This window comes from Mycobacterium sp. NPDC050041 (genome assembly GCF_049541695.1).
Classification (GTDB): domain Bacteria; phylum Actinomycetota; class Actinomycetes; order Mycobacteriales; family Mycobacteriaceae; genus Mycobacterium.
In genome coordinates this window covers 80,959-102,969 of sequence record NZ_JBMVDG010000010.1, presented here as the reverse complement: position 1 = coordinate 102,969, position 22,011 = coordinate 80,959, and the positions used below count along the sequence as shown (strand labels likewise).

Annotated in this window: 22 protein-coding genes; 13 read left to right on the top strand and 9 right to left on the bottom strand. The window is 72.2% G+C overall.

The genetic code is table 11. The annotated features are described in order from the left end of the window. Positions 1-3: 3 nt before the first annotated feature. On the top strand, positions 4-813 hold the full coding sequence (locus ACPCHZ_RS24960) for an IclR family transcriptional regulator (RefSeq protein ID WP_364980881.1): 810 nt from the start codon (positions 4-6) through the stop codon (positions 811-813). Here ACPCHZ_RS24960 and ACPCHZ_RS24955 read toward each other — a convergent pair. Together ACPCHZ_RS24955 and ACPCHZ_RS24950 are read right to left on the bottom strand one after the other, a co-directional pair. Continuing rightward, entirely contained in the window at positions 752-2,389 is a 1,638-nt protein-coding gene (locus ACPCHZ_RS24955; RefSeq protein ID WP_423487210.1) for an alpha/beta hydrolase, read from the bottom strand. The two genes, ACPCHZ_RS24960 and ACPCHZ_RS24955, sit on opposite strands and share 62 nt — an antisense overlap. After that, positions 2,386-2,661: a DUF7162 family protein gene (locus ACPCHZ_RS24950; protein ID WP_423487209.1), complete on the bottom strand. Its 276-nt coding sequence runs from the start codon at positions 2,659-2,661 to the stop codon at positions 2,386-2,388. The genes ACPCHZ_RS24955 and ACPCHZ_RS24950 overlap by 4 nt, the downstream gene beginning before the upstream one ends. A gap of 205 nt (positions 2,662-2,866) precedes the next feature. On the opposite strand from ACPCHZ_RS24950, the gene pafA reads away from it, so the two are divergent. Further along, a complete protein-coding gene (gene pafA / locus ACPCHZ_RS24945; protein ID WP_264012757.1) occupies positions 2,867-4,225 on the top strand; it encodes a Pup--protein ligase in 1,359 nt (452 codons plus the stop codon). A 6-nt stretch (positions 4,226-4,231) separates the two neighbouring features. Here pafA and ACPCHZ_RS24940 read toward each other — a convergent pair whose 3' ends face one another. Further along, positions 4,232-4,735 (bottom strand): hypothetical protein, encoded by a 504-nt coding sequence (locus ACPCHZ_RS24940; protein WP_423487208.1) that lies wholly within the window; start codon positions 4,733-4,735, stop codon positions 4,232-4,234. Positions 4,736-4,905: 170 nt separating this feature from the next. Between ACPCHZ_RS24940 and ACPCHZ_RS24935 the strand changes: the two genes are divergently transcribed. The 6 genes from ACPCHZ_RS24935 (at position 4,906) to ACPCHZ_RS24910 (ending at position 11,883) form a co-directional block, all read left to right on the top strand. Then, positions 4,906-5,901, top strand: a complete 996-nt coding sequence (locus ACPCHZ_RS24935; RefSeq protein ID WP_423487207.1) for a helix-turn-helix transcriptional regulator — start codon at positions 4,906-4,908, stop codon at positions 5,899-5,901. Further along, positions 5,898-6,884 (top strand): helix-turn-helix transcriptional regulator, encoded by a 987-nt coding sequence (locus ACPCHZ_RS24930; RefSeq protein ID WP_423487206.1) that lies wholly within the window; start codon positions 5,898-5,900, stop codon positions 6,882-6,884. The genes ACPCHZ_RS24935 and ACPCHZ_RS24930 overlap by 4 nt, the downstream gene beginning before the upstream one ends. 29 nt (positions 6,885-6,913) lie before the next feature. Then, positions 6,914-7,180, top strand: coding sequence for a Sec-independent protein translocase subunit TatA (tatA, locus tag ACPCHZ_RS24925; RefSeq protein WP_423487286.1), 267 nt, complete (start codon positions 6,914-6,916; stop codon positions 7,178-7,180). Between the two features lie 79 nt (positions 7,181-7,259). Beyond that, on the top strand, positions 7,260-8,210 hold the full coding sequence (tatC, locus tag ACPCHZ_RS24920) for a twin-arginine translocase subunit TatC (RefSeq protein ID WP_423487205.1): 951 nt from the start codon (positions 7,260-7,262) through the stop codon (positions 8,208-8,210). Then, positions 8,194-10,971 (top strand): DEAD/DEAH box helicase, encoded by a 2,778-nt coding sequence (locus ACPCHZ_RS24915; RefSeq protein ID WP_423487204.1) that lies wholly within the window; start codon positions 8,194-8,196, stop codon positions 10,969-10,971. Before tatC ends, ACPCHZ_RS24915 begins: the two co-directional genes overlap by 17 nt. A gap of 63 nt (positions 10,972-11,034) precedes the next feature. Next, positions 11,035-11,883, top strand: coding sequence for a DUF4333 domain-containing protein (locus ACPCHZ_RS24910; protein ID WP_423487203.1), 849 nt, complete (start codon positions 11,035-11,037; stop codon positions 11,881-11,883). Here ACPCHZ_RS24910 and ACPCHZ_RS24905 read toward each other — a convergent pair. Both ACPCHZ_RS24905 and ACPCHZ_RS24900 read right to left on the bottom strand, forming a co-directional pair. Next, a complete protein-coding gene (locus ACPCHZ_RS24905) occupies positions 11,880-12,836 on the bottom strand; it encodes a 5'-3' exonuclease (RefSeq protein ID WP_423487202.1) in 957 nt (318 codons plus the stop codon). The genes ACPCHZ_RS24910 and ACPCHZ_RS24905 overlap by 4 nt on opposite strands. Further along, positions 12,833-13,681 carry a hypothetical protein gene (locus ACPCHZ_RS24900; protein WP_423487201.1) on the bottom strand — a complete coding sequence of 283 codons (849 nt, stop codon included), beginning with the start codon at positions 13,679-13,681 and terminating at the stop codon, positions 12,833-12,835. Before ACPCHZ_RS24900 ends, ACPCHZ_RS24905 begins: the two co-directional genes overlap by 4 nt. Before the next feature lie 37 nt (positions 13,682-13,718). Between ACPCHZ_RS24900 and ACPCHZ_RS24895 the strand changes: the two genes are divergently transcribed. Then, entirely contained in the window at positions 13,719-14,861 is a 1,143-nt protein-coding gene (locus ACPCHZ_RS24895) for a M24 family metallopeptidase (RefSeq protein ID WP_423487200.1), read from the top strand. A 17-nt stretch (positions 14,862-14,878) separates the two neighbouring features. On the opposite strand, the gene ACPCHZ_RS24890 is transcribed toward ACPCHZ_RS24895, so the two are convergent. Continuing rightward, the gene (locus ACPCHZ_RS24890) at positions 14,879-15,304 is read right to left on the bottom strand and encodes a F420-dependent biliverdin reductase (protein WP_423487199.1); all 426 of its coding nucleotides are present in this window, start codon (positions 15,302-15,304) and stop codon (positions 14,879-14,881) included. Positions 15,305-15,339: 35 nt separating this feature from the next. Between ACPCHZ_RS24890 and ACPCHZ_RS24885 the strand changes: the two genes are divergently transcribed. From ACPCHZ_RS24885 to ACPCHZ_RS24870, 4 genes are read left to right on the top strand one after another with little or no spacing between them, the layout of a single operon-like run. After that, complete coding sequence (locus ACPCHZ_RS24885; RefSeq protein ID WP_423487198.1) at positions 15,340-16,110, top strand: SDR family NAD(P)-dependent oxidoreductase; 771 nt, start codon at positions 15,340-15,342, stop codon at positions 16,108-16,110. Between the two features lie 28 nt (positions 16,111-16,138). Then, entirely contained in the window at positions 16,139-17,341 is a 1,203-nt protein-coding gene (gene cbiE / locus ACPCHZ_RS24880; protein WP_423487197.1) for a precorrin-6y C5,15-methyltransferase (decarboxylating) subunit CbiE, read from the top strand. Then, complete coding sequence (gene cobM, locus ACPCHZ_RS24875; RefSeq protein WP_423487196.1) at positions 17,338-18,093, top strand: precorrin-4 C(11)-methyltransferase; 756 nt, start codon at positions 17,338-17,340, stop codon at positions 18,091-18,093. Before cbiE ends, cobM begins: the two co-directional genes overlap by 4 nt. A 21-nt stretch (positions 18,094-18,114) precedes the next feature. After that, entirely contained in the window at positions 18,115-18,840 is a 726-nt protein-coding gene (locus ACPCHZ_RS24870; RefSeq protein ID WP_423487285.1) for a cobalt-precorrin-6A reductase, read from the top strand. Here the strand turns inward: ACPCHZ_RS24870 and ACPCHZ_RS24865 are convergent. The 3 genes from ACPCHZ_RS24865 to ACPCHZ_RS24855 are packed head-to-tail and all read right to left on the bottom strand — an operon-like array spanning position 18,827 to position 22,008. Beyond that, the gene (locus tag ACPCHZ_RS24865) at positions 18,827-19,891 is read right to left on the bottom strand and encodes a phosphotransferase family protein (protein WP_423487195.1); all 1,065 of its coding nucleotides are present in this window, start codon (positions 19,889-19,891) and stop codon (positions 18,827-18,829) included. The genes ACPCHZ_RS24870 and ACPCHZ_RS24865 overlap by 14 nt on opposite strands. Before the next feature lie 12 nt (positions 19,892-19,903). Then, positions 19,904-21,385, bottom strand: coding sequence for a precorrin-2 C(20)-methyltransferase (locus ACPCHZ_RS24860; protein WP_364980828.1), 1,482 nt, complete (start codon positions 21,383-21,385; stop codon positions 19,904-19,906). Then, positions 21,382-22,008, bottom strand: a complete 627-nt coding sequence (locus ACPCHZ_RS24855) for a precorrin-8X methylmutase (RefSeq protein ID WP_423487194.1) — start codon at positions 22,006-22,008, stop codon at positions 21,382-21,384. Before ACPCHZ_RS24855 ends, ACPCHZ_RS24860 begins: the two co-directional genes overlap by 4 nt. Positions 22,009-22,011 lie beyond the last annotated feature (3 nt).

The window sequence follows — 22,011 nt, the reverse complement described above, 5'->3', positions numbered from 1 at the left end:
GCGATGGCAAACGGCGAGGACAGACCGGCAGCGGCGGTGCAGTCAGTGGACCGGGCGCTGCTCGTGCTGGAGAGCCTGGCGAAGTCGGGGCAGGCCGGCGTCACCGAGATCGCCGCCGAACTGGGTGTGCACAAGTCGACGGTGTCACGGCTGATCGCGGTGCTGGAATCCCGCGGCTACGTCGAGCAGGTGTCGGGCCGCGGCAAGTACCGGCTGGGCTTCTCGATCGCGCGGCTGGCCCGTGCCAGCAGGGCGCGCCTCGACCTCGGCAAGCTGAGCCAGGACGTCTGCGACGGCCTCACCGAGTCCGTCGGTGAGACCAGCAACCTGGCGATCCTCGCCGACGACCGGGTGATCAACATCGTGGAGTCGATCGCGCCCGCGGAGATCAGCCTGCGCACCTGGGTGGGCCAGACGTGTCCACCGCATGCCACCTCCAGCGGCAAGGCGTTGCTGTCCGGTCTGTCCGACCAGGAGGTCCGGGACCGCTTTGCCGGTCCGCTCGAGGCGTACACACCGAACACCGTCGTCGACATCGAAGCGCTGCTGCGGGACCTGGCCGGCGTGCGGGAACGCGGCTGGGCGAGCGTCAGCGAAGAACTCGAGGTCGGGCTGAACGCCGTCGCCGCACCGGTCTACGACGACGACGCGCGGGTGGTGGCGGCGGTCAGCGTGTCGGGGCCGTCCTACCGCCTCGGCGACGACCGGTTCGACGAGGTCGCCGAGCAGACGGTCGCCGCGGCCGAGGCCGTCAGCCGCCGACTCGGCTGGGTCGAACCCGGGGACCGTGCAGCGACTCCGAGTCGCCGGTGATCACCGCCAGGACGTTGCGCCACGCGTCCGACGGCCAGTTCAGCACGTCACTGTGGGCCGCCGGTCCCGCCATCGGCCTGCCGTCGTCATAGCGGCCGGCGTCCAGCCGGATCACACCGGGCATCTCGTCGGGGTCGGCGCCGTGCGGACCGCCCGGAATGCCCTGCACGGCCTCGATCGGGTCACCCGGTGCGGTCATCGAGAACCGCAGCACGTCGGGATTGCGGTTGTGCCATTCGTCGGGATGCTCGACGCCGACGCCCGCCCCTGCGGCCGCGACGTAGAGGATCCGGTCGCCGGTCAGGCCAAGCGCCTCGGCGGTGCCGACGATGGAGCCGCCGTAGGAATGCCCGACGTACGTCACCGGCACGCTGCGGCCGGTCGCGTCGACGACCCGGTCGACGTCGTGGCTGAACGACACCAGCCGGGGTGCCATGTCCAGCGCGTACCGGGGGTCGGCGGCGGCGACGAGGCCGGTCAGCGGATTGCCCCGGGGAAACGGCCCACCCAGGTAGGTGATCATCGCGACGTCGCCGCGGGTGGCCGACACGAATCGGCGCGCGGTCTGCGTCGTCCCCGCCGACCCCTCGACGGTGGTGTTCAGTCCGGGCACCAGCACTGCCACGCTGCGCGCGGTGGCCAGCGACCCGGTGAGTTCGACGAGTGATGCCCGGGCCGGATCGAAGGCCAGGATCTGCCGGTCGATACGTGCGCCGGTGCGGGCGGGGTCGTCGATCTCGGCGAGCAGGCCGCGGTAGAGCTCGATGCGTCGTCGCGACGCCGGATCGGCGCCGTCCTCGGCCACGACCGCCTGCGCGATGTTGATCCGGTTGGCGGCGATTCGCATGTCCCACGGGATGCCGTCGGTGTTGCCGACCTGCTGGGGGAACTCGTCGACGAGGGTGCGGCGCTGCCCGGGCGTCATCGCCGCGATCTGCGCGGCGATGCGGTGCTGTGGGAGCCCGGGCCAGCCGGCCACCAGGTCGGCGCTCGACACCGGCGCACTCGCAGCCGGATTCGTGGCCGCGGGCGCTCGCCCGGGTGCGCCGGAGGACTCGACCGCCTCCCCGAGGTCGCGGGCGGCGTCGGCGTCGGCGGCGCCCAGCCGGTCGATTGCGGTGGTGATCGCCTGCGTGAGTTCGGCGGCCCTGCGCACCATCAGCCCGCGGGCGATCGACGGGTCCCCGCCGGAGAGTGCGACGAGCAGCGGCGCCGGGGCCGCGCCGGGGGAGACGGTGCCGTCGTCGGCCACGACGAATCCGTCCGCCCGTGCGGAGTCCACCACCGCCACCACGTCGGCCAGCGCCCGTGCGAGCTGACCGGCGCCGTCGCGGGCGGCGACCGCGGCCAGCGTCGTCGCCCGCAGCAGCGCCTGACCGTCGGCGGCCACCTCGACAGCCCGGCGCCGCGCGGCTTCGGCCGCAGCACCGGCAGACGGATCACCACCGGAGCAGGCGGCGACGATCGACGCGAGCAGTTCCTCGACGCGCGCGGCGGTGGTGTCCCAGCCGTCGGCCAGCGCCGTGAGCGCGTCCGGCCGCCACCCCGACGCCGTCGCCAGGGTCGGTGCGCTCACCGGCCGAAGCGGTGGGCGGCGCCCTGCTCGGTACCCTCGAACGCCGCCGCCGCGGCTACCGCTGCGCCCGCCCAGTCCCACAGGGCCGCCGCCAGTTCGGCGGCCAGGGCCGCGAGCACCCCGGGCACCGCCGCCCTCCCGACGTCGGACCCGCCGAGAGCCTCGACATCCAATGTCGGCCAAGGCAAGCCGCCGAGCTCGTCGGCGGCGCGCCGCACGGAATCGGCCGACGCCCGCAGCCGGGCCGGATCGACCTCGGTGTGTCCCCCCATGCCTCATGCTGACAGATTCCGGGGCGGCGGCGCCGACGTTATCCACAGGCTCCGCACCGCCCCCCGCGCATCCGCCGGCGCCCGGACCAGTGCGATCACCGGGCGGCCGTGACATTCGGTGACGGGACTGTCAACGCCAGTCGCCGCGGCGCGCGATCGACGGCTTGCCCGCCGCTACCACAGGGCACCCCGTAAGCTCGACGGTGTGCAGCGACGAATCATGGGCATTGAAACCGAATTCGGCGTGACCTGCACGTTCCACGGCCATCGCCGGCTCAGTCCGGACGAAGTCGCCCGGTATCTGTTCCGCCGGGTGGTGTCGTGGGGCCGCAGTTCCAACGTCTTCCTGCGCAACGGCGCGCGCCTGTACCTCGACGTGGGCAGCCACCCCGAGTACGCCACCGCCGAATGCGACAACCTCACCCAACTGGTGACCCACGACCGCGCCGGCGAGCGGGTGCTCGAGGACCTGCTCATCGACGCCGAACAACGGCTGGCCGACGAGGGCATCGGCGGGGACATCTACCTGTTCAAGAACAACACCGACTCGGCGGGCAACTCCTACGGCTGCCACGAGAACTACCTGATCGTGCGCGCAGGCGAGTTCTCCCGCATCTCCGACGTGCTGCTGCCGTTCCTGGTGACGCGCCAGCTGATCTGCGGCGCGGGCAAGGTGCTGCAGACGCCCAAGGCCGCGACGTTCTGCCTCAGCCAGCGTGCCGAGCACATCTGGGAGGGCGTGTCGAGCGCGACCACCCGCAGCAGGCCCATCATCAACACCCGCGACGAGCCGCACGCCGATGCCGAGAAGTACCGCAGGCTGCACGTCATCGTCGGCGACTCCAACATGTGCGAGTCCTCGACCATGCTGAAGGTGGGCACCGCGTCGCTGGTGCTGGAGATGATCGAGGCAGGCGTTCCGTTCCGCGACTTCTCCCTGGACAACCCGATCCGCGCCATCCGCGAGGTCAGCCACGACCTGACCGGGCGGCGCCCGGTGCGGCTGGCCGGCGGGCGTCAGGCCAGCGCCCTGGACATCCAGCGCGAGTACTACGCGCGGGCCGTCGAGTACCTGCAGACCCGCGAGCCCGACTCCCAGATCGAGCAGGTCGTCGACCTGTGGGGCCGTCAGCTCGACGCGGTGGAGAGCCAGGACTTCGCCAAGGTCGACACCGAGATCGACTGGGTGATCAAGCGCAAGCTGTTCCAGCGCTACCAGGACCGCTACGACATGGAGCTGTCCGACCCGAAGATCAGCCAGCTCGACCTGGCCTACCACGACATCAAGCGCGGCCGCGGCGTCTTCGACCTGCTGCAGCGCAAGGGGCTGGCCACCCGCATCACCACCGACGAGGACATCGAGGCGGCGGTGGACACCCCGCCGCAGACCACCAGGGCCAAGCTGCGCGGCGAGTTCATCAGCGCCGCACAGGAAGCCGGCCGCGACTTCACCGTCGACTGGGTGCACCTCAAGCTCAACGACCAGGCTCAGCGCACGGTGCTGTGCAAGGATCCGTTCCGGTCGGTCGACGAGCGGGTCAAGCGGCTCATCGCGAGCATGTAGGGCGTCTCAGAACAGCCTGCTGCCCGCGCGGGTCAGTACGAAACCGTGTTCGCCTGCGCGGCACGCGAACATGGCGTCGTCGCCGACCGCGCACTCCATCCCGTCGGACAGGGCGATCCGGTGGCCCGGCGGCAGCACCGGCAGCGTCGACGGACCGGCATCCGCGCCGGCCGGCGGGTCCGCCTGCTTCGCGGTCGCCGCGTCACCCGGTCCGAACGACAGGTCCCAGTAGCCGTCGGCGTCCGGCCGCGGCCCGTGACACCACAGCCGGTGGGCGTAGTCGCGGGTGTTCTTCGAGCACAGCTGCCCGCTGGGGGTCGCGAACGCCGACCCGCTGAAGTACCGGCGGGTGTCCTCGGCGCGGTAGGGGGTCCACTCGACCTCGGGGTAGTGCGCGATGTCGGGGAAGGCCGTCGCGGGCGTCGCCGCTTGACCGTCGGTCTGCCGTCCGCACGCCACCGAGGCGCCGAGGACGAGCAGCGCCACGGCGATGCATTGGCGTCCGTGCATTTCGGCCTCCGAGCTCGTCGTCCTGTCCATTCTGACGGCGGTGTCGATGCGTCCGGTGCACCAATCGGCGGCTCGAGCGTCAACCGGGCAGCGGAAGCTGCGTCGCTTCGTCCCGCTCGCCGCCCCGCCGGTGCGAGGAAACGGACGGCACAAGCCCTAGGCTTGGCGGCGTGGCGACCTCCAAAGTCGAACGGTTGATGAACCTCGTGATCGCGCTGTTGTCGACCCGCACGTTCATCACGGCCGACCGCATCCGTCAGGTCGTCGCCGGTTACGCCGACAGCCCCAGCGACGAGGCCTTCGCGCGGATGTTCGAGCGGGACAAGAACGAGCTGCGCGATCTCGGCATCCCGCTGGAGACCGGCCGGGTCTCCCAGTTCGACCCCACCGAGGGCTACCGCATCAACCGCGACGCCTACGCGCTGCCCGCCGTCGAGCTGACCGCCGACGAGGCGGCCGCCGTCGCCGTCGCCACCCAGCTGTGGGAGTCACCCGAGCTGATCACCGCCACACAGGGCGCCCTGCTCAAACTGCGGGCAGCCGGCGCCGATGTCGACGTCGCCGACGGCGTGGCGATCACCTCCACCGGGGCGCTCCCCGGGTTGCGCGGCTCCGAGGAGGTACTCGGGATCCTGTTGGCCGCCATCGACGCGGGCCGCGCCGTGCAGTTCGGCCACCGGCCGGCACGCAGCGAGCCCTACACCACCCGCACCGTCGAACCGTGGGGCGTGCTGACCTACCGGGGCCGCTGGTACCTCGTCGGCCACGACCGGGATCGCGACGCCACCCGCACCTTCCGGCTGTCGCGGATCGGCGCCGAGGTCACCGCCATCGGCCCGGCGGGCGCCGTACGCCGGCCCGACGGGGTGGACCTGCGCGACATCGTGCACCGGGCCGTCGCCGAATGGCCCACCGGCGGGCAGGCCAGGGTGTGGGTGGCCGACGGCCGCGCCACCGCGCTGCGCAGGCAGGCCACCGTGATCGGGCCTCGCACGCTGGCCGGCCGTCCCGGTGAGGAGATCGCCGTCGATATCGGGATGACCGACCGGCTGGCCCGCGAGATCGCCAGCTTCGGCGTCGATGCCGTTGCGCTGGAGCCGCAGTCGCTGCGCGACGATGTGCTGGCGCGATTACGCGCGCACGCCGAGAGCGGGGTGACGTCGTGAGTGCGGTCTCGACGCGGCTGGTGCGGCTGCTGAACATGGTCCCGTATTTCCAGGCCAACCCGCGGATCACCTACACCGAGGCCGCGTCCGACCTCGGTGTCTCGGTCGGGCAGCTGCGCGAGGACCTCAACCAGCTGTGGATGTGCGGGCTGCCGGGCTACGGTCCCGGCGACCTCATCGACTTCGAGTTCTCCGGCGACACCATCGAAGTGACCTTCTCGGCGGGCATCGACCATCCGCTGCGGCTGACCTCCCCGGAGGCGACCGGCGTGCTGGTGGCGCTGCGGGCACTCGTCGACGTGCCCGGAATGGTCGATCCCGAGGCGGCGCGCAGCGCGATCGCCAAGATCGAATCGGCGGCCGGCGCCGCCGGTCACGACATCGGCGACGCGGTGACCGCCGTCGACGAGCGCGCTCCGGCGGAGAGTGAGGCGGCCGCCGCGGTGCGGGCCGCCGTGCGCAACGCGCGCGCGCTGAGCATCGAGTACTACTCCGCCTCCCACGACGTGTTGACCAGCCGCGTCGTCGATCCCATCCGGGTGGTGCTGGTCGGCGACAACAGTTATCTGGAGGCGTGGTGCCGGTCGGCCGAAGGCGTCCGGCTGTTCCGCTTCGACCGCATCGTCGAGGCCCGCGTGCTCGACGAGCCCGCCGCGCCCCCGCCGCCGGCGGTCGAGGCCGCGCCCGACACCTCGCTGTTCGACCCCGACACCGCCGATCCGGCGCTGCCGTCGGCGACGCTGCTCATCGACCGCTCCGCGTCGTGGATGTTCGACTACTACCCGTTGCGGGTGGTGCGTGAGCTGCCCGTCGGCGCCTGCGAGGCCGCGATGACCTACGCCTCCGACGACTGGATGGCCCGCTTCGTGCTCGGCTTCGGGCCCGCGGTGCGCGTACTCGCCCCGGAGTCGCTGGCGCACCGGGTGCGCGAATCGGCCGCCGCGGCGCTGCGCGCCTACGAGGGCGGCACCGCAGGCGGGTAGACTCGGCCCAGACTTTGGAGGTGACCAACATGGGCGGTCTACAACCCTGGCACTGGGTAATCGTCATCGCGGTGTTCGTGCTGCTCTTCGGCGCCAAGAAGCTGCCGGACGCCGCGCGCTCGCTGGGCAAGTCGATGCGGATCTTCAAGTCGGAGATCAAGGAGATGCAGGCCGACGGCAAGCCCGAGCCGAAGCCCGAGACGCCCGGCCCGGCCACGCCGATCGCCTCCGAGCGCCTCGACGTCGCGGATCCCGCACCGGCCGCCGAACCGTCGTCCGACAAACGCCCGGCCTGACCCCACCCGTTTCGTGTGACGCGGCCCGGCGCCGCGCCCGTCAGGCTGTGCTCGCAGGTCGCATCCATTAGGCAGGCCGTTGCAGACCCCTCCGATCCTCAGGAAGCTCGATCCGCGCCGCCGGCGCGCCCGAGCAAATCCCGACGGCACCATGTCGTTGGTCGAACACCTCGCCGAGCTGCGCAACCGGCTGCTCGTCGCGGCCGCCGCGGTGGTGCTGACCACGATTCTCGGGTTCTTCTGGTACACCCACGGCATCTTCGGCATGCACAGCCTCGGCGAATGGTTGCGCGGCCCGTACTGCGCGCTGCCCGACTACGCGCGCGCCGACATCACCCCCGGCGGCGGATGCCGCCTGCTGGCGACGGGGCCCTTCGACCAGTTCATGCTCCGCCTCAAGGTGGCCCTGCTGGCCGGCATCGTGCTGGCCTGCCCGGTGTGGCTGCACCAGCTGTGGGCGTTCATCACCCCTGGGCTCTACAAGAACGAGCGCCGCTTCGCGACCGCGTTCGTGGCCATCGGGGCGCTGTTGTTCATCGGCGGCGCGGTGCTGGCCTACGTCGTGCTGGCCACCGCGCTGGGCTTCCTGCTCACCGTCGGCAGCGACGTGCAGGTCACCGCGCTCTCCGGCGACCAGTACTTCGGCTTCCTGATCAACCTGCTGCTGGTGTTCGGCATCAGCTTCGAGTTCCCCCTGCTGATCATCATGCTCAACCTGATCGGCGTCCTCACCTACGCGCGGCTCAAGGCGTGGCGCCGCGGGATGATCTTCGGGCTGTTCGTCTTCGCCGCGTTCGCCACGCCCGGTTCTGATCCGTTCACGATGCTCGCCCTGGCCGGCGCGCTGACCGTGCTGCTCGAACTGGCCATCCGAGTGGCGCGCATCCACGACAGGCGCAAGGCGAAGCGCGAGGCGCTCGAGGATGTCCCCGAAGACGAAGCCGCGCCGATCGGCACCGCCGATCCGATCGAGGCGCCGTCGGCGGTGCCGTCACCCTCCCGGGTCACGATCGATGACGAATCCACCTGAGTCGACGGCGACCGAACTCGCCGACTTCACCGCCGCGCTGCCGTTCGCGCTCGACGACTTCCAGCTGCGGGCCTGCCGGGCGCTGGAGAGCGGGCACGGGGTGCTGGTGTGCGCACCGACCGGCGCGGGTAAGACGGTGGTCGGTGAGTTCGCCGTCCACCTCGCTCTGGCCGCCGGCCGAAAGTGCTTCTACACCACGCCCATCAAGGCGCTGAGCAACCAGAAGCACACCGACCTGGTGGCGCGGTACGGCGCGGCGCGCATCGGGCTGCTCACCGGCGACCAGTCGATCAACGGCGACGCCGATGTGGTGGTGATGACCACCGAGGTGCTGCGCAACATGCTCTACGCCGATTCGCCGGCATTGCGCGGACTGGCATTCGTGGTGATGGACGAGGTGCACTTCCTCGCCGACCGGATGCGCGGGGCGGTGTGGGAGGAGGTGATCCTGCACCTGCCCGACGACGTCCGGCTGGTCAGCCTGTCGGCCACCGTCAGCAACGCCGAGGAGTTCGGCGGCTGGATCCAGACGGTGCGCGGGGACACCACCGTGGTGGTCGACGAACACCGGCCGGTGCCACTGTGGCAGCACGTGCTGGTCGGCAAGCGGCTGTTCGACCTCTTCGACTACCGCGCCCACGACCCGTCCGCCCGTGGCCGCGAACTCGTCGTCGATCCGGAGTTGTTGCGCCACATCGCGCACCGCAGAGAGGCCGACCGGCTCTCGGACTGGCAGCCGCGGGGGCGCGGCGGCCGGTCGTCGCACCGGGGCCGGTCGGTGGGTGCCCGGCCACCCAGCAGACCCGACGTGCTGGCCGCACTCGACCGTGAGGGCCTGCTGCCCGCGATCACGTTCATCTTCTCCCGCGCCGGCTGCGACGCCGCGGTCAAGCAGTGCCTGCGGTCCCCGCTGCGGCTGACCGACGACAAGGAACGGGCCCGCATCGCCGAGATCGTCGAGCGCCGCTGCGCCGACCTGCCCGAGGACGACCTGATCGTGCTCGACTACCACGAGTGGCGCGAAGGCCTGTTGCGCGGCCTGGCGGCCCACCACGCGGGCATGCTGCCGGTGTTCCGGCACACCGTCGAGGAGCTGTTCACCGCCGGGCTGGTCAAGGCGGTGTTCGCCACGGAAACCCTGGCGCTCGGCATCAACATGCCCGCCCGCACCGTGGTGCTGGAGCGGCTGGTCAAGTTCAACGGCGAGCAGCACATGCCGCTGACGCCGGGGGAGTACACCCAGCTGACGGGCCGGGCAGGGCGGCGCGGCATCGACGTCGAGGGCCACGCGGTGGTGCTGTGGCACAGCCACGACGACATGGCCGAGCCGGCCGAGATCGCCGGGCTGGCCTCCACCCGCACGTTCCCGCTGCGCAGTTCGTTCGCGCCGTCCTACAACATGACGATCAACCTGATTCAGCACATGGGCCCGGAACAGGCCCACCAGCTCCTCGAGCAGTCGTTCGCCCAGTACCAGGCGGACCGCTCGGTGGTGGGCCTGCGCCGTGGCGTCGAGCGCGGCGAGCGGCTGCTCGACGAGATCGCCGCCGAGCTGGGCGGGCGCGAGTCGCCGGTGCTGGAGTACGCGCGGTTGCGGGCGCAGATCTCCACCCGTGAGCGCGCGCAGTCGCGGGCCTCGCGGCTGCACCGGCGCAAGGCCGTCAACGACGCGCTGGCCGCGTTGCGCCGCGGCGACATCATCAACATCGCGCAGGGTCGCCGCGGCGGGCTGGCCGTCGTCCTCGAACCGGACCGCGACAGCGACGATCCGCGGCCGCTGGTGCTCACCGAACACCGTTGGGCGGGCCGGATCTCGTCGGCCGACTACACCGGGGCGTCGACCACGGTGGGGTCGATGACGCTGCCCAAGCGTGTCGAGCACCGCAATCCGCGAGCGCGCCGTGACCTGGCCTCGGCGCTGCGCTCGGCGGCCGCCGGCCTGGATCTGCCGTCGCACCGCCGGAGAAGCGGGGAGGCGCCGGAACGCGACGTCGACCCCGAGCTGGCCGGGCTGCGGGAGCAGCTGCGCAACCATCCCGCGCACCACGCACCCGACCGCGAAGACAAAGTCCGCCTCGCCGAGCGCTACCTGCGTATCGAGCGCGACAACGCCGAGATCCAGCGGAAGGTTGCTACCGCCACCAATTCGCTGGCCCGGACGTTCGACCGGATCGTCACGCTGCTCGCCGAACGCGGCTACATCGAGACGGCGGACGACGGTGACCCTGAGGCGACCGACGACGGTCGGCTGCTGGCCCGGATCTACAGCGAGAGTGACCTTTTGGTGGCCGAGTGCCTGCGCGGCGGCATCTGGGAGGGTCTCGGGCCCGCCGAGCTGGCGGCGGTGCTGTCGACGGTGCTCTATGAATCCCGGGGCGACACACCCGGCGCGCCAGCGGGTCTGGAGGCGCCGACGGCCGCCCTGCGGCGTGCGCTGGCACGGACCCGGCGGACGTCGGCCGAGTTGCGGGCCGAGGAGCAGCGGCACCGGATCGGGCCGAGCCGTGAACCGGACGACGGATTCGTCGCCGCGGTGTACCGATGGGCCACCACCGGCGATCTCACGACCGCGCTGGCCGCATCGGACGTCGCGGGCGGCGGGTCACCGCTGTCGGCAGGCGATTTCGTCCGGTGGTGCCGTCAGGTGCTCGACCTGCTCGACCAGGTGCGCAATGCGGCGCCGACGGCGGCGATGCGCACGGCGGCGAAACGCGCCATCAACGACATTCGGCGCGGCGTCGTGGCAGTTGATGCGGGGTAGTGTGTTGCCAGCCGACCCAGGACTTGACCGCAGGATCCACCTCAGGACGACCAAGGAGAGACGATGAGCGGACCGCAGGGTTCCGACCCCTCGCAGCCGTGGCCCGGCCAGCAGCCGGAGACCGGCGCCGATCAGCCGTCGGGTGAGCCGTCGAACGCATCGTGGCAGCCCTCCGGCGCCGGCGGTGACCAGTCCACCTCGCAGCAGCCGGCATGGCAGCCGCAGGCCGCCGACGAGTCGACCACCCAGGTGCCCAGCTGGCAGCAGCCGCCGCCGGCCTACGGTCAGCAGCAGTATCCGCAGTACCAGCAGCCGGGCCAGGAGCAGCCGACCTATCAGGCGCCGCAGCCGCAGTACCCGTCCACCGAGCAGTACGGGCAGTACGGACAGCAGCCGGGGCAGCAGTACGGGCAGCCGCCGCAGTACGGCCAGCAGCCGGGACAGTACGGGCAGACCGGTCAGCAGCCGCAGTACGGCCAGCCCCAGTACGGGCAGCCGGGCCAGTACGGCCAGCAGCCCGACCAGTACAACCAGTACGGGCAGTACCAGGCGCCCGGCTCGGAGTCCGGTTCCAAGAGTTCGCTGAAGCTGATCCTCGGCGTCGTCGGCGGGCTGGTGGCGATCCTCGTCATCGCCGTGCTGGTGACCGCGCTGTGGCTGCCGGGCTGGGCGGTCACCACCAAGCTCGACGTCAACGCCGCACAGTCGGGTGTGGAGCAGATCCTCACCGACGAGGAGAACGGCTACGGCGCCAAGAACGTCCAGGACGTCGTCTGCAACGACGGCCAGAGCCCCGAGGTCAAGCAGGGCGCCACGTTCGACTGCGACGTCAGCATCGACGGCACCAAGCGCACGGTGACGGTCACGTTCCAGGACGACGACGGAACCTACGAGGTCGGCCGGCCGCGCTAGCCGGGCAGCTCGTCGAGCGCTTTCTGCAGCCGCCCGACCGACGACGTGACGCCCAGTTCGCCGGCCAGGTCGGCGACCTTGCGCGGGTGCACGGCGGCCAGCGGCAGCGTGTCGGACTTCGTGGTGAAGGTGACGGGCGCGTCGTGCGCCACCCGCACCACCGGACCGGCGGCCTCGATGTAGTCCGTCGCCGCGAGCAGCTTCTTGCGGTAGGCCTTGCTCATCTTCGACTTGGGGTCGTCGGCGGCGGCCAGGATCGCCTCCAGCGAGCCGTACTGCGCGAGCAGGGTGGCGGCCGTCTTCTCCCCGACTCCGGGCACACCGGGCAGACCGTCGGACGGGTCGCCGCGCAGCAGCGCGAGTTCGGCGTACGCCGGCCCGGCCCGCTCGACCGGGACGTGGTACTGGTCGGCGACCTCGGCCGGGCCGAACATCGTCGCCTTGGCCATGCCGCGGCCCAGGTAGAGCACCCTGACCTGGACGGGGTCGTCGGCGACGAGCTGTAGGAGGTCCCGGTCCCCGCTGACCACGACGACCCGGTCCGTGCGTTCGCGGGCGGCGAGGGTGCCTAGCACGTCGTCGGCCTCGTATCCGGGGGCGCCGGCCGTGGCGATCCCGAACGCGTCGAGCACCGCCATGATCATGTCCACCTGCGGGGTCAGCTCGTCGGGCACCTCCTCGACGTCGGGGGTGCCCGCCGGTTCGGTCTCCGCGACGCGGTGCGCCTTGTACGAGGGAATCAGGTCCACCCGCCACTGCGGGCGCCAGTCGTCGTCGCGGCACACCACCAGCCGGCCCGGCCGTTCGCGGCCGACCAGCATCGCGACCGCGTCGAGGAAGCCGCGCAGTGCGTTGACCGGCCGACCGTCGGGCGCGGTGATCGACGACGGCAGCGCGAAGTAGGACCGGAACCACATGCTGGCCCCGTCGAGCAGGAGCAGCGGCCCGCTCATCGTGCGCTCTCGAACACGTACGCGCCGCTGGTGATCGGCCTGTCGCCGTTGCCCTCGTCGTAGAGCACCACCCTGGCTGCGAGCAGGCCGTCGGCGCCGGTCACCGCTTCGGACTCGGCGCGGAAGGGGCCGGCCGTGCCCCGTGCCATGAACATGACGTGTGACGACGCGCCCTGCAGCCGCCCGGTGCCCGCGAGCCGCGCCGCCGCGTCGGTGGCCGCCGTCTCGAGCAGCACGAACTGCGGCCCGATGTGCAGCGCCGCGTCCGGTGAGGCCACGTCGGCGGACAGTTCGGGCAGCGCCCAGTGCCCGTCCGGCCTGCGGTGCCCGCCGAACACCTGCCACAGCGGCGGCAGATTCGGCGAGTCCACCACCTCTATGTTGTCGACCTCCATCTTCTGCAGGCCCTCCGGCGGGATGCCGATGCTGACGCCCTGGCCCTCGATCAGGGCGAGCACGCGGTCCGGCCGGTCGGCGTCGACGATCTTGGCCCGGCTGTAGCCCATCTGCCTGCCGCGCCGCAGCTCCTCCGACACCACCTCGAAGCGGCGGACGTCGCGGCCGGGGTCGATGACCTGGCACGAGTGCACGACGGGGTTGGGCACCGCCTCGAGGTCGGACATGTGCCCACTCTCGGGCGCCGCGATCGACAGCACCGCCAGCAGCAGGCCGCCGGTGGGATTGCGCATGTCGTGGCGCACCACGACGGTGTCGTCGACGTCCCGCGGATCCATGGTGGCGTACTGCCTGCCGATGTAGCGGTAGCTGAGCAGGCCGCCCCAGCGCCGCCGCAACTCCTCGGCGTACTCGTGACTGTCGGTGAGTTCGCGGATGTCGCGCAGCATTCGGCTCACACTACTGGCGGCGATTAGCCTTTCAGCCATGAGTTCCGCCCGTTTCGATGCCGATGTGTACGCCCGCCGACTGGCCGCCGCCGCGAAGGCGACCGGCGATGCCGGACTGGCCGGCCTGGTCATCACCCCCGGCTACGACCTGCGCTACCTGACGGGTTCGCGGGCGCAGACCTTCGAGCGGTTGACGGCGCTGGTGGTGCCCGCGACAGGGTCGCCGACGGTGGTGGTGCCGCGGCTGGAACTGGCCGCGCTCAGGGAATCGGCGGTCACCGAACTCGGCATCACCGTGCGCGACTGGGTCGACGGTGACGACCCCTACCGGCTGGTGGCCGACGCGCTCGGCGGCGCACCGGCCGCCACCGCGGTCACCGACGCGATGCCCGCCCTGCACCTGCTGCCGCTGGCCGGGGTGCTCGGCGTGGTCCCGGTGCTCGCCACCGATGTGCTGCGGCGGCTGCGGATGGTCAAGGACGCGGCCGAGATCGACGCGCTGCGCACGGCCGGCGCGGCGATCGACCGGGTGCACGAGCGGGTGCCCGACTTCCTGGTGCCCGGTCGCACCGAGGCCGACGTCGCGGCCGACATCGCGAAAGCGATTGTCGACGAGGGTCACTCGGAGGTCGCGTTCATCATCGTCGGCTCGGGCCCGCACGGCGCCGACCCACACCACGAATGCTCCGACCGGGAACTGCGGGCCGGCGACATCGTGGTCGTCGACATCGGTGGACCGGTCGAACCGGGCTACAACTCGGACTCCACCCGGACCTACAGCATCGGCGAGCCGGATCCCGAGGTGTCACGGCGGTATGCGGTGCTGCAGCGCGCACAGCACGCCGCCGTGCAGGCCGTCCGCCCCGGGGTGACCGCCGAGCAGGTCGACGCCGCGGCCCGCGACGTGCTGGCCGCCGAGGGTCTGGCCGAGGCGTTCGTACACCGCACCGGGCACGGTATCGGGCTCTCGGTGCACGAGGAGCCCTACGTGGTGGCGGGCAACGACCTGCCGCTCGAAGCCGGGATGGCGTTCAGCGTCGAACCGGGCATCTACTTCCCGGGACAGTGGGGCGCCCGCATCGAGGACATCGTGATCGTCACCGACGACGGGGTGCTGCCGGTCAACAGCAGACCGCACGAGCTGGTCGTGGTGCCCGCAGGTCCCGCCGCGACGGTGTGACGCGCGGCGTCCCGCCGCTAGTCCTCGCCGCGGTCGAGCAGGTCGGAGGAGCCCAGCACCCGCTCCACCCGCACCTCGATGACCACCCGGCGCGGGTTGACCCGCGGCGTGCGGTACCGCTGGGCGTAGCGCAGTTCCGCGTCGCGCACCGCCTCGGGGTCGGTGTTGACGGCGGACTTGCCCTCCAGCGACAGCCAGCGGGCGCCGTCGACCTGACTGAGCACGGCCGCGCCGCGCTGATCCGCGTTGACCGCCTTCTGCGAGCCGCCGGTGGTGATGACACGCGCGATGTGTGTCTTGGGGTCGAAGGTGAAGCCGACCGCCACCACGTGCGGCGAGTTGTCCGCCCGCAGCGTGGTCAGCATGGCGAGATGGCGTTCGGTGAGGAACGCGATCGCGTCGTTCGTCAGCTTGGTCGTTGCCCTGCGACCCGAAGTTGCCATCAACGCCCACGCTAGCGCAGGACATAATCGCAGCTGTGAAAGACACGGCCGACACGGCGGACAGGCTCGGACCCGGCCTCGTCGTCGTCTTCGGCGGCCGTAGCGAGATCGGCACGGAACTCGCGGTGCGGCTGGCTCCCGGCGCCACGGTGGTGCTGGCCGCCCGCGGCCCCGACCGGCTGGCCGAGCAGGTGGCGGCAGTGCGGGCCGCGGGTGCGCACGCCGTGCACACCGTGGCGTTCGACGCCGACGACGTCGCGGCACACGGTGCGCTGGTCGACGCGATCGTCGCCGAGCACGGCCCGATCGGCACCGCGGTGCTGGCGTTCGGCGTGCTCGGTGACCAGGCCCGCGCCGAGCGCGACCCGGCGCACGCCGCGGCGATCGTGCACACCGACTTCGTCGCGCAGGTCAGCCTGCTCACCGCGCTGGCCGCCGCGATGCGGGCCGCCGGTGCGGGCACGATCGTGACCTTCTCCTCGGTGGCCGGAGTGCGGGTGCGCCGCGCCAACTACGTCTACGGCTCGGCCAAGGCGGGGCTCGACGGGTTCTGCGCCGGCCTGACCGATGCACTGCACGGATCGGGGGTGCGGCTGCTGGTGGTGCGGCCGGGGTTCGTGATCGGCCGGATGACCGAGGGGATGTCGACGGCGCCGCTGCCGAGCACACCCGCGCAGGTCGCCGACGCCACCGTGCGGGCGCTGCGGCGCGGGCGCAGCCACGTCTGGGTGCCGGGCGCGCTGCGGGTGTTGTTCTTCGCGTTGCGGCTGGTGCCGCGGCCGGTGTGGCGCAGGATGCCGCGATGAGCGCTCGCGCGAAGAGCCGAGGACGCCGATGATCTTCGTGGTGGGTATCGGCGCGGACGGCGTCGGGGGACTGGCGCCGGCGTCGGCGGCGGAGTTGCGGCGCGCGACGGTGGTGTACGGGTCCGCTCGCCAGCTGCGCCTGCTCGACGAGTCGGTGAGCGCGCAGCGGCGTGAGTGGCCGTCGCCACTGCTGCCTGCGCTGGCGGCGCTCGGTGATGCCACCGGCGATGTGCACGTGGTGGCCAGCGGCGACCCGATGCTGCACGGGATCGGCGCGACGCTGATTCGGCGGTTCGGCGCGGACCGGGTGTCGGTGCTGCCGCACGTCTCCTCGGTGACGCTGGCCTGCGCCCGGCTCGGCTGGAGCGTGCAGGACACCGAGGTGATCAGCCTCGTCACCGCCGACCCGCACACCGCGGTCCGCCGGGGCGGCCGCGCGGTGGTGCTGTCCACCGACCGCACCACACCGAAGGCGCTGGCCGCGCTGCTGGCCGCGCACGGCCGGGGCGACTCCGAACTCACCGTGCTAGAACAGCTCGGCGGCCGGGACGAGCGGCGCCGCGACGGCACCGCCGCACAGTGGGCGGACCGGGGTGCCGCCGACGTCGACGACCTCAACGTCGTGGCCGTTCGCTATCTGCCCGACGAGCGGGTGGCGTGGCCCGGCGACGACGCGTTCGACCACGACGGGCAGATCACCAAGCTCGGCATCCGCGCGGTCACCCTCGCCGCGCTCGCCCCGCGCCCCGGGGAGCTGCTGTGGGACGTCGGTGCCGGCGCGGGCAGCATCGCGGTCGAGTGGTGCCGCAGTGGCCCGGGGTGTTCGGCGGTCGCCTTCGAGTGCGACGAGCGGCGCCGCGCCCGCATCGTGACGAACGCCGAGGCGTTCGGGGTGCGCGTAGACGTGCGCGGCGCCGCCCCCGAGGCATTCGGCGCCGCCGAACTCAGCAGTGCGGGCGTGGACGGGGTGCCGACACCCGCGGCGATCTTCATCGGCGGCGGCATCACCGCACCGGGACTGCTGGACGCCTGCGTGCAGCGGCTGCCCACCGGCGGGCGGCTGGTGGTCAACACCGTCACTGCCGAATCCGAAGCGCTTGTGCTGCAGTGGTATTCACGGCTCGGGGGTGAGCTGCGCCGATTCCAGCACTACCGCGGCGAGCCGCTGGGCGGTTTCACCGGATGGCGGCCCGCGATGCCGGTCACCCAGTGGTCGGTGGTGACACCGTGACCGTGTACTTCATCGGCGCAGGCCCGGGCGCCGCCGACCTGATCACCGTGCGCGGGCAGCGACTGCTGCAACGGTGCCCGGTGTGCCTCTACGCCGGCTCGATCATGCCCGACGATCTGCTGGCCTCCTGCCCGCCGGAGGCCAGGATCGTCGACACGGGCCCGCTGACGCTCGAGCAGATCGTCACCGAACTGGCCGACGCGCATGCCGCGGGACTGGACGTCGCGCGGCTGCACTCGGGTGACCCGTCGATCTACAGTGCGCTGGCGGAGCAGTGCCGCCGTCTCGACGACCTCGGGGTCGACTACGAGATCGTGCCGGGGGTGCCTGCCTTCGCCGCTGCCGCGGCCGCGCTGGGCCGCGAGCTGACCGTTCCCGGTGTCGCCCAGACGGTCACGCTGAGCCGGGTGGCGACGCTGTCGACGGCGATGCCTGCGGGCGAGGATCTGCGCACGCTGTCGGCGCCGGGCGCCACGCTGGTGCTGCACCTGGCGGCCGCGCAGATCGACACGATCGTGCCCGAGCTGCTCGCCGGCGGTTATCGCCCCGAAACTCCCTGCGCCGTGGTGGCATTCGCGAGTTGGCCGCAGGAGGTGGTGGTGCGGTGCCCGCTGGGCGAACTCGCCGAGCGGACGCACGCGGCCGGCATCACCCGCACCGCCGTGATCGTCGTCGGCGACGTACTGGCCGCCGAGGGATTCACCGACAGCTACCTGTACTCCAGCGGCCGGACGCGGCGCGGGCGGCACTGAGATGTGCCGGTGACGCCACGCTTGAGGGTGTTGCTGCTCGGCGGCACGGGCGAGGCCCGCGCGCTCGCCGCCCGGCTGCATCCCGGTGTGCACGTGATCAGTTCGCTGGCGGGCCGGGTGCCGGACCCGGCGCTGCCGGTCGGCGAGGTGCGCATCGGCGGCTTCGGCGGCGTCGAGGGACTGCGGCACTGGCTGGCGGAGGCGGGCGTCGACGCCGTGGTCGACGCGACGCACCCGTTCGCCGCCACCATCACCGCCAACGCCGCGCAGGCGTGCGCGCGATCCGGAGTGCCGCACCTGGTGCTGGCCCGGCCTGCGTGGCGGCACGGCAGCACCGCGATCGTCGTCGGCTCGGATCGGGAGGCCGCCGAAAAGGTTCAGCAGCAAGGGTTCTCGCGGGTCTTCCTGACCACCGGCCGTTCCGGCATCGCGGCCTTCACCGACGTCGACGCCTGGTTCCTGATCCGCGCCGTCACCGCGCCCGACGCCGGCGTGCTGCCACGGCGCCACGAGCTGGTGCTGTCCCGCGGGCCGTACCGCTACGACGAGGAACTGCAGCTGATGCGGGACCGTCGCATCGACGCCGTGGTCACCAAGAACAGCGGCGGCGACATGACGCGGGCCAAACTCGACGCGGCGGCCACCCTCGAGCTGCCGGTGGTGATGGTCGACCGGCCGCCGCTGCCCGCGGGAGTCGACACGGTGCACACCGTCGACGAGGCGGTGGCCTGGGTCAGCTCCCGATGAGCTCCAGCGCGCCGAGGTCGCGGATCGCCTGGCAGCCGCGCTGCGCCATCACGGCCATCATGTCGTCCCCGCGCTCGGTCGACGACGCGAACGCGCACCCGAGCACCGTGATCAGCGGGGCCTGCAGGGTGCCGAGCCGGTAGTCGCGCCAGCAGTCCTCGGCGCTGTAGTCCGGCACGCCGTGGGTGAGCAGCTCGCGGTGGTAGGCCTCGACCAGCTCGCGTTCCACGTGGGGGCGCAGCTCCGACGGCAGGCTGGTGGCCAGGAAGTACGCCAGGTCACGGGCAGGCAGACCGACACCGAGGGTCTGCCAGTCCACCACCGTCACCCGGGTGCGGTCGGGGTCGAAGAGCAGGTTGTCGAGCCGGTAGTCGCCGTGCAGCAGCGAGAACCGGTCGGGCTCGGTGAGCAGCCAGGGCGTCACCACCGACATGGCCTCGACCAGCGTCTCGCGGTCCTGCGGCGACACCTTGTCGCCGAGCTTCTCGATCGTCATGTCGGCGGCCATCCTGGCGACGTCGCCCATGCCCTGGGCCGAGGCCGCATCGGGCTTCACCATCGCGATGCCGGGGGTGGCCGCGAGGTCCTCGTCACCCCAGCTGGGCCCGTGCAGACCGGCGATCGCGACCGCCGCGAGCCTCGCCTCCTCGGCGGTGCACCCGGCGATCTGGTCACCCTGCACCGCGGGCGCCATGTCGGCCAGGAGCAACACGAAATCCGCTCCATCACGGTCGATCTCGCAGTGATAGCAATCCGGCACCGGAACCGTGGTGCGGTCGGCGAGCGACTGGTAGAACGCGTGCTCGGACAGGTAGCCGAGAGTGACGCGCTCGCGAACCGCCTCGTCCTGGGCGGGCAGCTTGACCGCGAAGGTGGCCGGCAGGCGCACGTCGGCGTCGCCGTAGCCGACCGACAACCGGTAGGTGGCGCCGGTCTGGCCGGTCCCGATCGGCGCGACGTCCGCCTCGCGGACGTCGGCACCCAGCACAGAGGTCAGCCACTGCGGGGTGATGTCGGTGGGCCGCGCGGGGATCGAGACGGTCGAAGTCATGCGAACTACCTATCAGGTCGGATAGCGCCGTGGTGTGAAAACCCGGTCACCGGAGTCGTCACCGTGGGAGTCGTCGCGGTACCACTGGGTCTGGGAGGACCCCACGATCAGCAGGCAGCGCATGTCGACGTCGGCGGGGTCGAGATCGGCGAGGCGCACCACTGTGATCCGCTCGTCCGGCCCGGCGACGTCGCGCCCGATCACCACCGGGGTGTCCGCGTCGCGGTGGCGCAGCAGCAGGTCGCGCGCCGCGCCCACCTGCCAGGTCCGCGACTTCGACGCCGGGTTGTAGATCGCCAGCACCAGGTCGGCGGCGGCCGCGGCGGCAAGGCGCTTCTCGATCACGTCCCACGGCTTGAGCCGGTCGGACAGTGACACCACCGCGTAGTCGTGGCCCAGGGGAGCGCCGACCCGGCTCGCGACGGCCTGCGCCGCCGTCATCGCCGGAATCACCCGCACCGCGACCCCCGGCCACTGCTTGGCCTCCTCGACGACCGCGGTGGCCATCGCGAACACCCCCGGATCGCCGGAGGACACCACGGCGACGGCGCGGCCCTGCTGCGCCAGTTCGCACGCCAGGCGGGCGCGGGCGGGTTCGTCGGTGTTGTCGCTGGGGTGCCTGCGCTGGTCGGCGCGCGGCCGGACCCGGTCCAGGTAGGGGGCGTAGCCGATCAGGTCGGTGGCCGCGGCCAATTCGTGGCGGCTCTGCGGCGTCAACCAGTCCGGGTCACCGGGTCCGAGGCCCACCACGGCCACGCCGCCGGGCAGCGGCGGGCGGCGGTGACCGCCGGGCAGCATCGCCAGTGAGAAGTACGGCACCGCGTCGGCGTCGGCGTCGCCTGCGGGCAGCACCCGCTGCGCCGGCGTGCTCGCCCGTTCCACGTAGAAGGCGCCGTCGAGCCGATCGGCCGCCGAAAGTGCCTCTCGCACCGCAGGATAGGACCGGCCGAGCTTGAGGATGACGGCGGCGTCGGTGTCGGCGAGGCGGCGGCGCAACTCGTCGGCGGGCAGCGTGCCGGGCAGGATGGTCAGCACCTCGTCGCCCTGCACGAGCGGGATGCCGGTGGCCGCGGAGGCGGCGCTCACCGACGTCACCCCGGGCACGATCACCGCGTGGAATCGCTCGGTGAGCCGGGTGTGCATGTGCATGTAGGAGCTGTAGAACAGCGGGTCGCCCTCGGCCAGCAGCGCCACGTCGCGGCCCGCGTCCAGGTGGGCGGCGATCCGCTCGGCGGCCTCGCGGTAGAAGTCCTCGATGGCGCCTGCATAGCCGCCGGGGTGGTCGGTGGTCTCGGTGGTGACGGGGTAGACCAGGTGCTCCTCGATCTGTCCGTCGCGCAGATAAGGTTCGGCGATGCCGCGCGCGATGCTGCGGCCGTGCCGGGCGCTGTGGTAGGCGATCACATCGGCCTGCCCGATCACCCGGGCCGCCTTGACGGTCACCAGTTCCGGGTCGCCGGGTCCCAGGCCGACACCCCAGAGCGTGCCCCTCATTCGTGCTCACTCGCGATCGCGTTGACGGCGGCGGCGGCCATCGCGCTGCCGCCGCGCCGCCCGGTCACCATCAGATAGGCGATGCCGCGCGGGTTGTCGGCGAGTTCCTGCTTGGACTGCGCGGAGCCGACGAAGCCGACCGGCCCACCGAGCACCGCGGCCGGGACCGGCGCGCCGGCGTCGATCAGCTCGAGCAGCCGGAACAGCGCGGTCGGCGCGTTCCCGATGGCGAGCACGGCGCCGCCGAGCCGGTCGGCCCACAGTTCCACCGCGGCCGCCGACCGGGTGTTGCCGGTGCGCTCGGCGTGTGCGGCCGCCCGCGGATCGGCCACCAGCGACACCACCTCGTTGTCCGCGGGCAACCGCGACCGGGTGATGCCCGCGGCGACCATCGAGGAGTCGCAGAGCACGGGAGCACCCGCGGCCAGCGCGGCGTGGGTGCGGGCGACGACGTCGGCGGTGAAGGCCACGTGCTCGGTCACGTCGACCTGACCGCAGGTGTGGATCAACCGGACCACCACCCGCGCGACGTCGGCGGGGAAACGGGTCAGATCCGCCTCGGCGCGGATGGTCGCGAACGACTGACGGTAGATCTCCGCCGCGTCGCGGATGTAGTCGAGCACGCG

Coding starts and splice junctions, on each gene's coding strand:
- ACPCHZ_RS24960 (WP_364980881.1), top strand. CDS start 4: ATGGCAAACGGCGAGGACAGACCGGCAGCGGCGGTGCAGTCAGTGGAC.
- ACPCHZ_RS24950 (WP_423487209.1), bottom strand. CDS start 2,661: ATGGGGGGACACACCGAGGTCGATCCGGCCCGGCTGCGGGCGTCGGCC.
- ACPCHZ_RS24940 (WP_423487208.1), bottom strand. CDS start 4,735: ATGCACGGACGCCAATGCATCGCCGTGGCGCTGCTCGTCCTCGGCGCC.
- tatA (WP_423487286.1), top strand. CDS start 6,914: ATGGGCGGTCTACAACCCTGGCACTGGGTAATCGTCATCGCGGTGTTC.
- ACPCHZ_RS24915 (WP_423487204.1), top strand. CDS start 8,194: ATGACGAATCCACCTGAGTCGACGGCGACCGAACTCGCCGACTTCACC.
- ACPCHZ_RS24910 (WP_423487203.1), top strand. CDS start 11,035: ATGAGCGGACCGCAGGGTTCCGACCCCTCGCAGCCGTGGCCCGGCCAG.
- ACPCHZ_RS24905 (WP_423487202.1), bottom strand. CDS start 12,836: ATGAGCGGGCCGCTGCTCCTGCTCGACGGGGCCAGCATGTGGTTCCGG.
- ACPCHZ_RS24900 (WP_423487201.1), bottom strand. CDS start 13,681: ATGCTGCGCGACATCCGCGAACTCACCGACAGTCACGAGTACGCCGAG.
- ACPCHZ_RS24895 (WP_423487200.1), top strand. CDS start 13,719: ATGAGTTCCGCCCGTTTCGATGCCGATGTGTACGCCCGCCGACTGGCC.
- ACPCHZ_RS24890 (WP_423487199.1), bottom strand. CDS start 15,304: ATGGCAACTTCGGGTCGCAGGGCAACGACCAAGCTGACGAACGACGCG.
- cbiE (WP_423487197.1), top strand. CDS start 16,139: ATGATCTTCGTGGTGGGTATCGGCGCGGACGGCGTCGGGGGACTGGCG.
- ACPCHZ_RS24865 (WP_423487195.1), bottom strand. CDS start 19,891: ATGACTTCGACCGTCTCGATCCCCGCGCGGCCCACCGACATCACCCCG.
- ACPCHZ_RS24860 (WP_364980828.1), bottom strand. CDS start 21,385: ATGAGGGGCACGCTCTGGGGTGTCGGCCTGGGACCCGGCGACCCGGAA.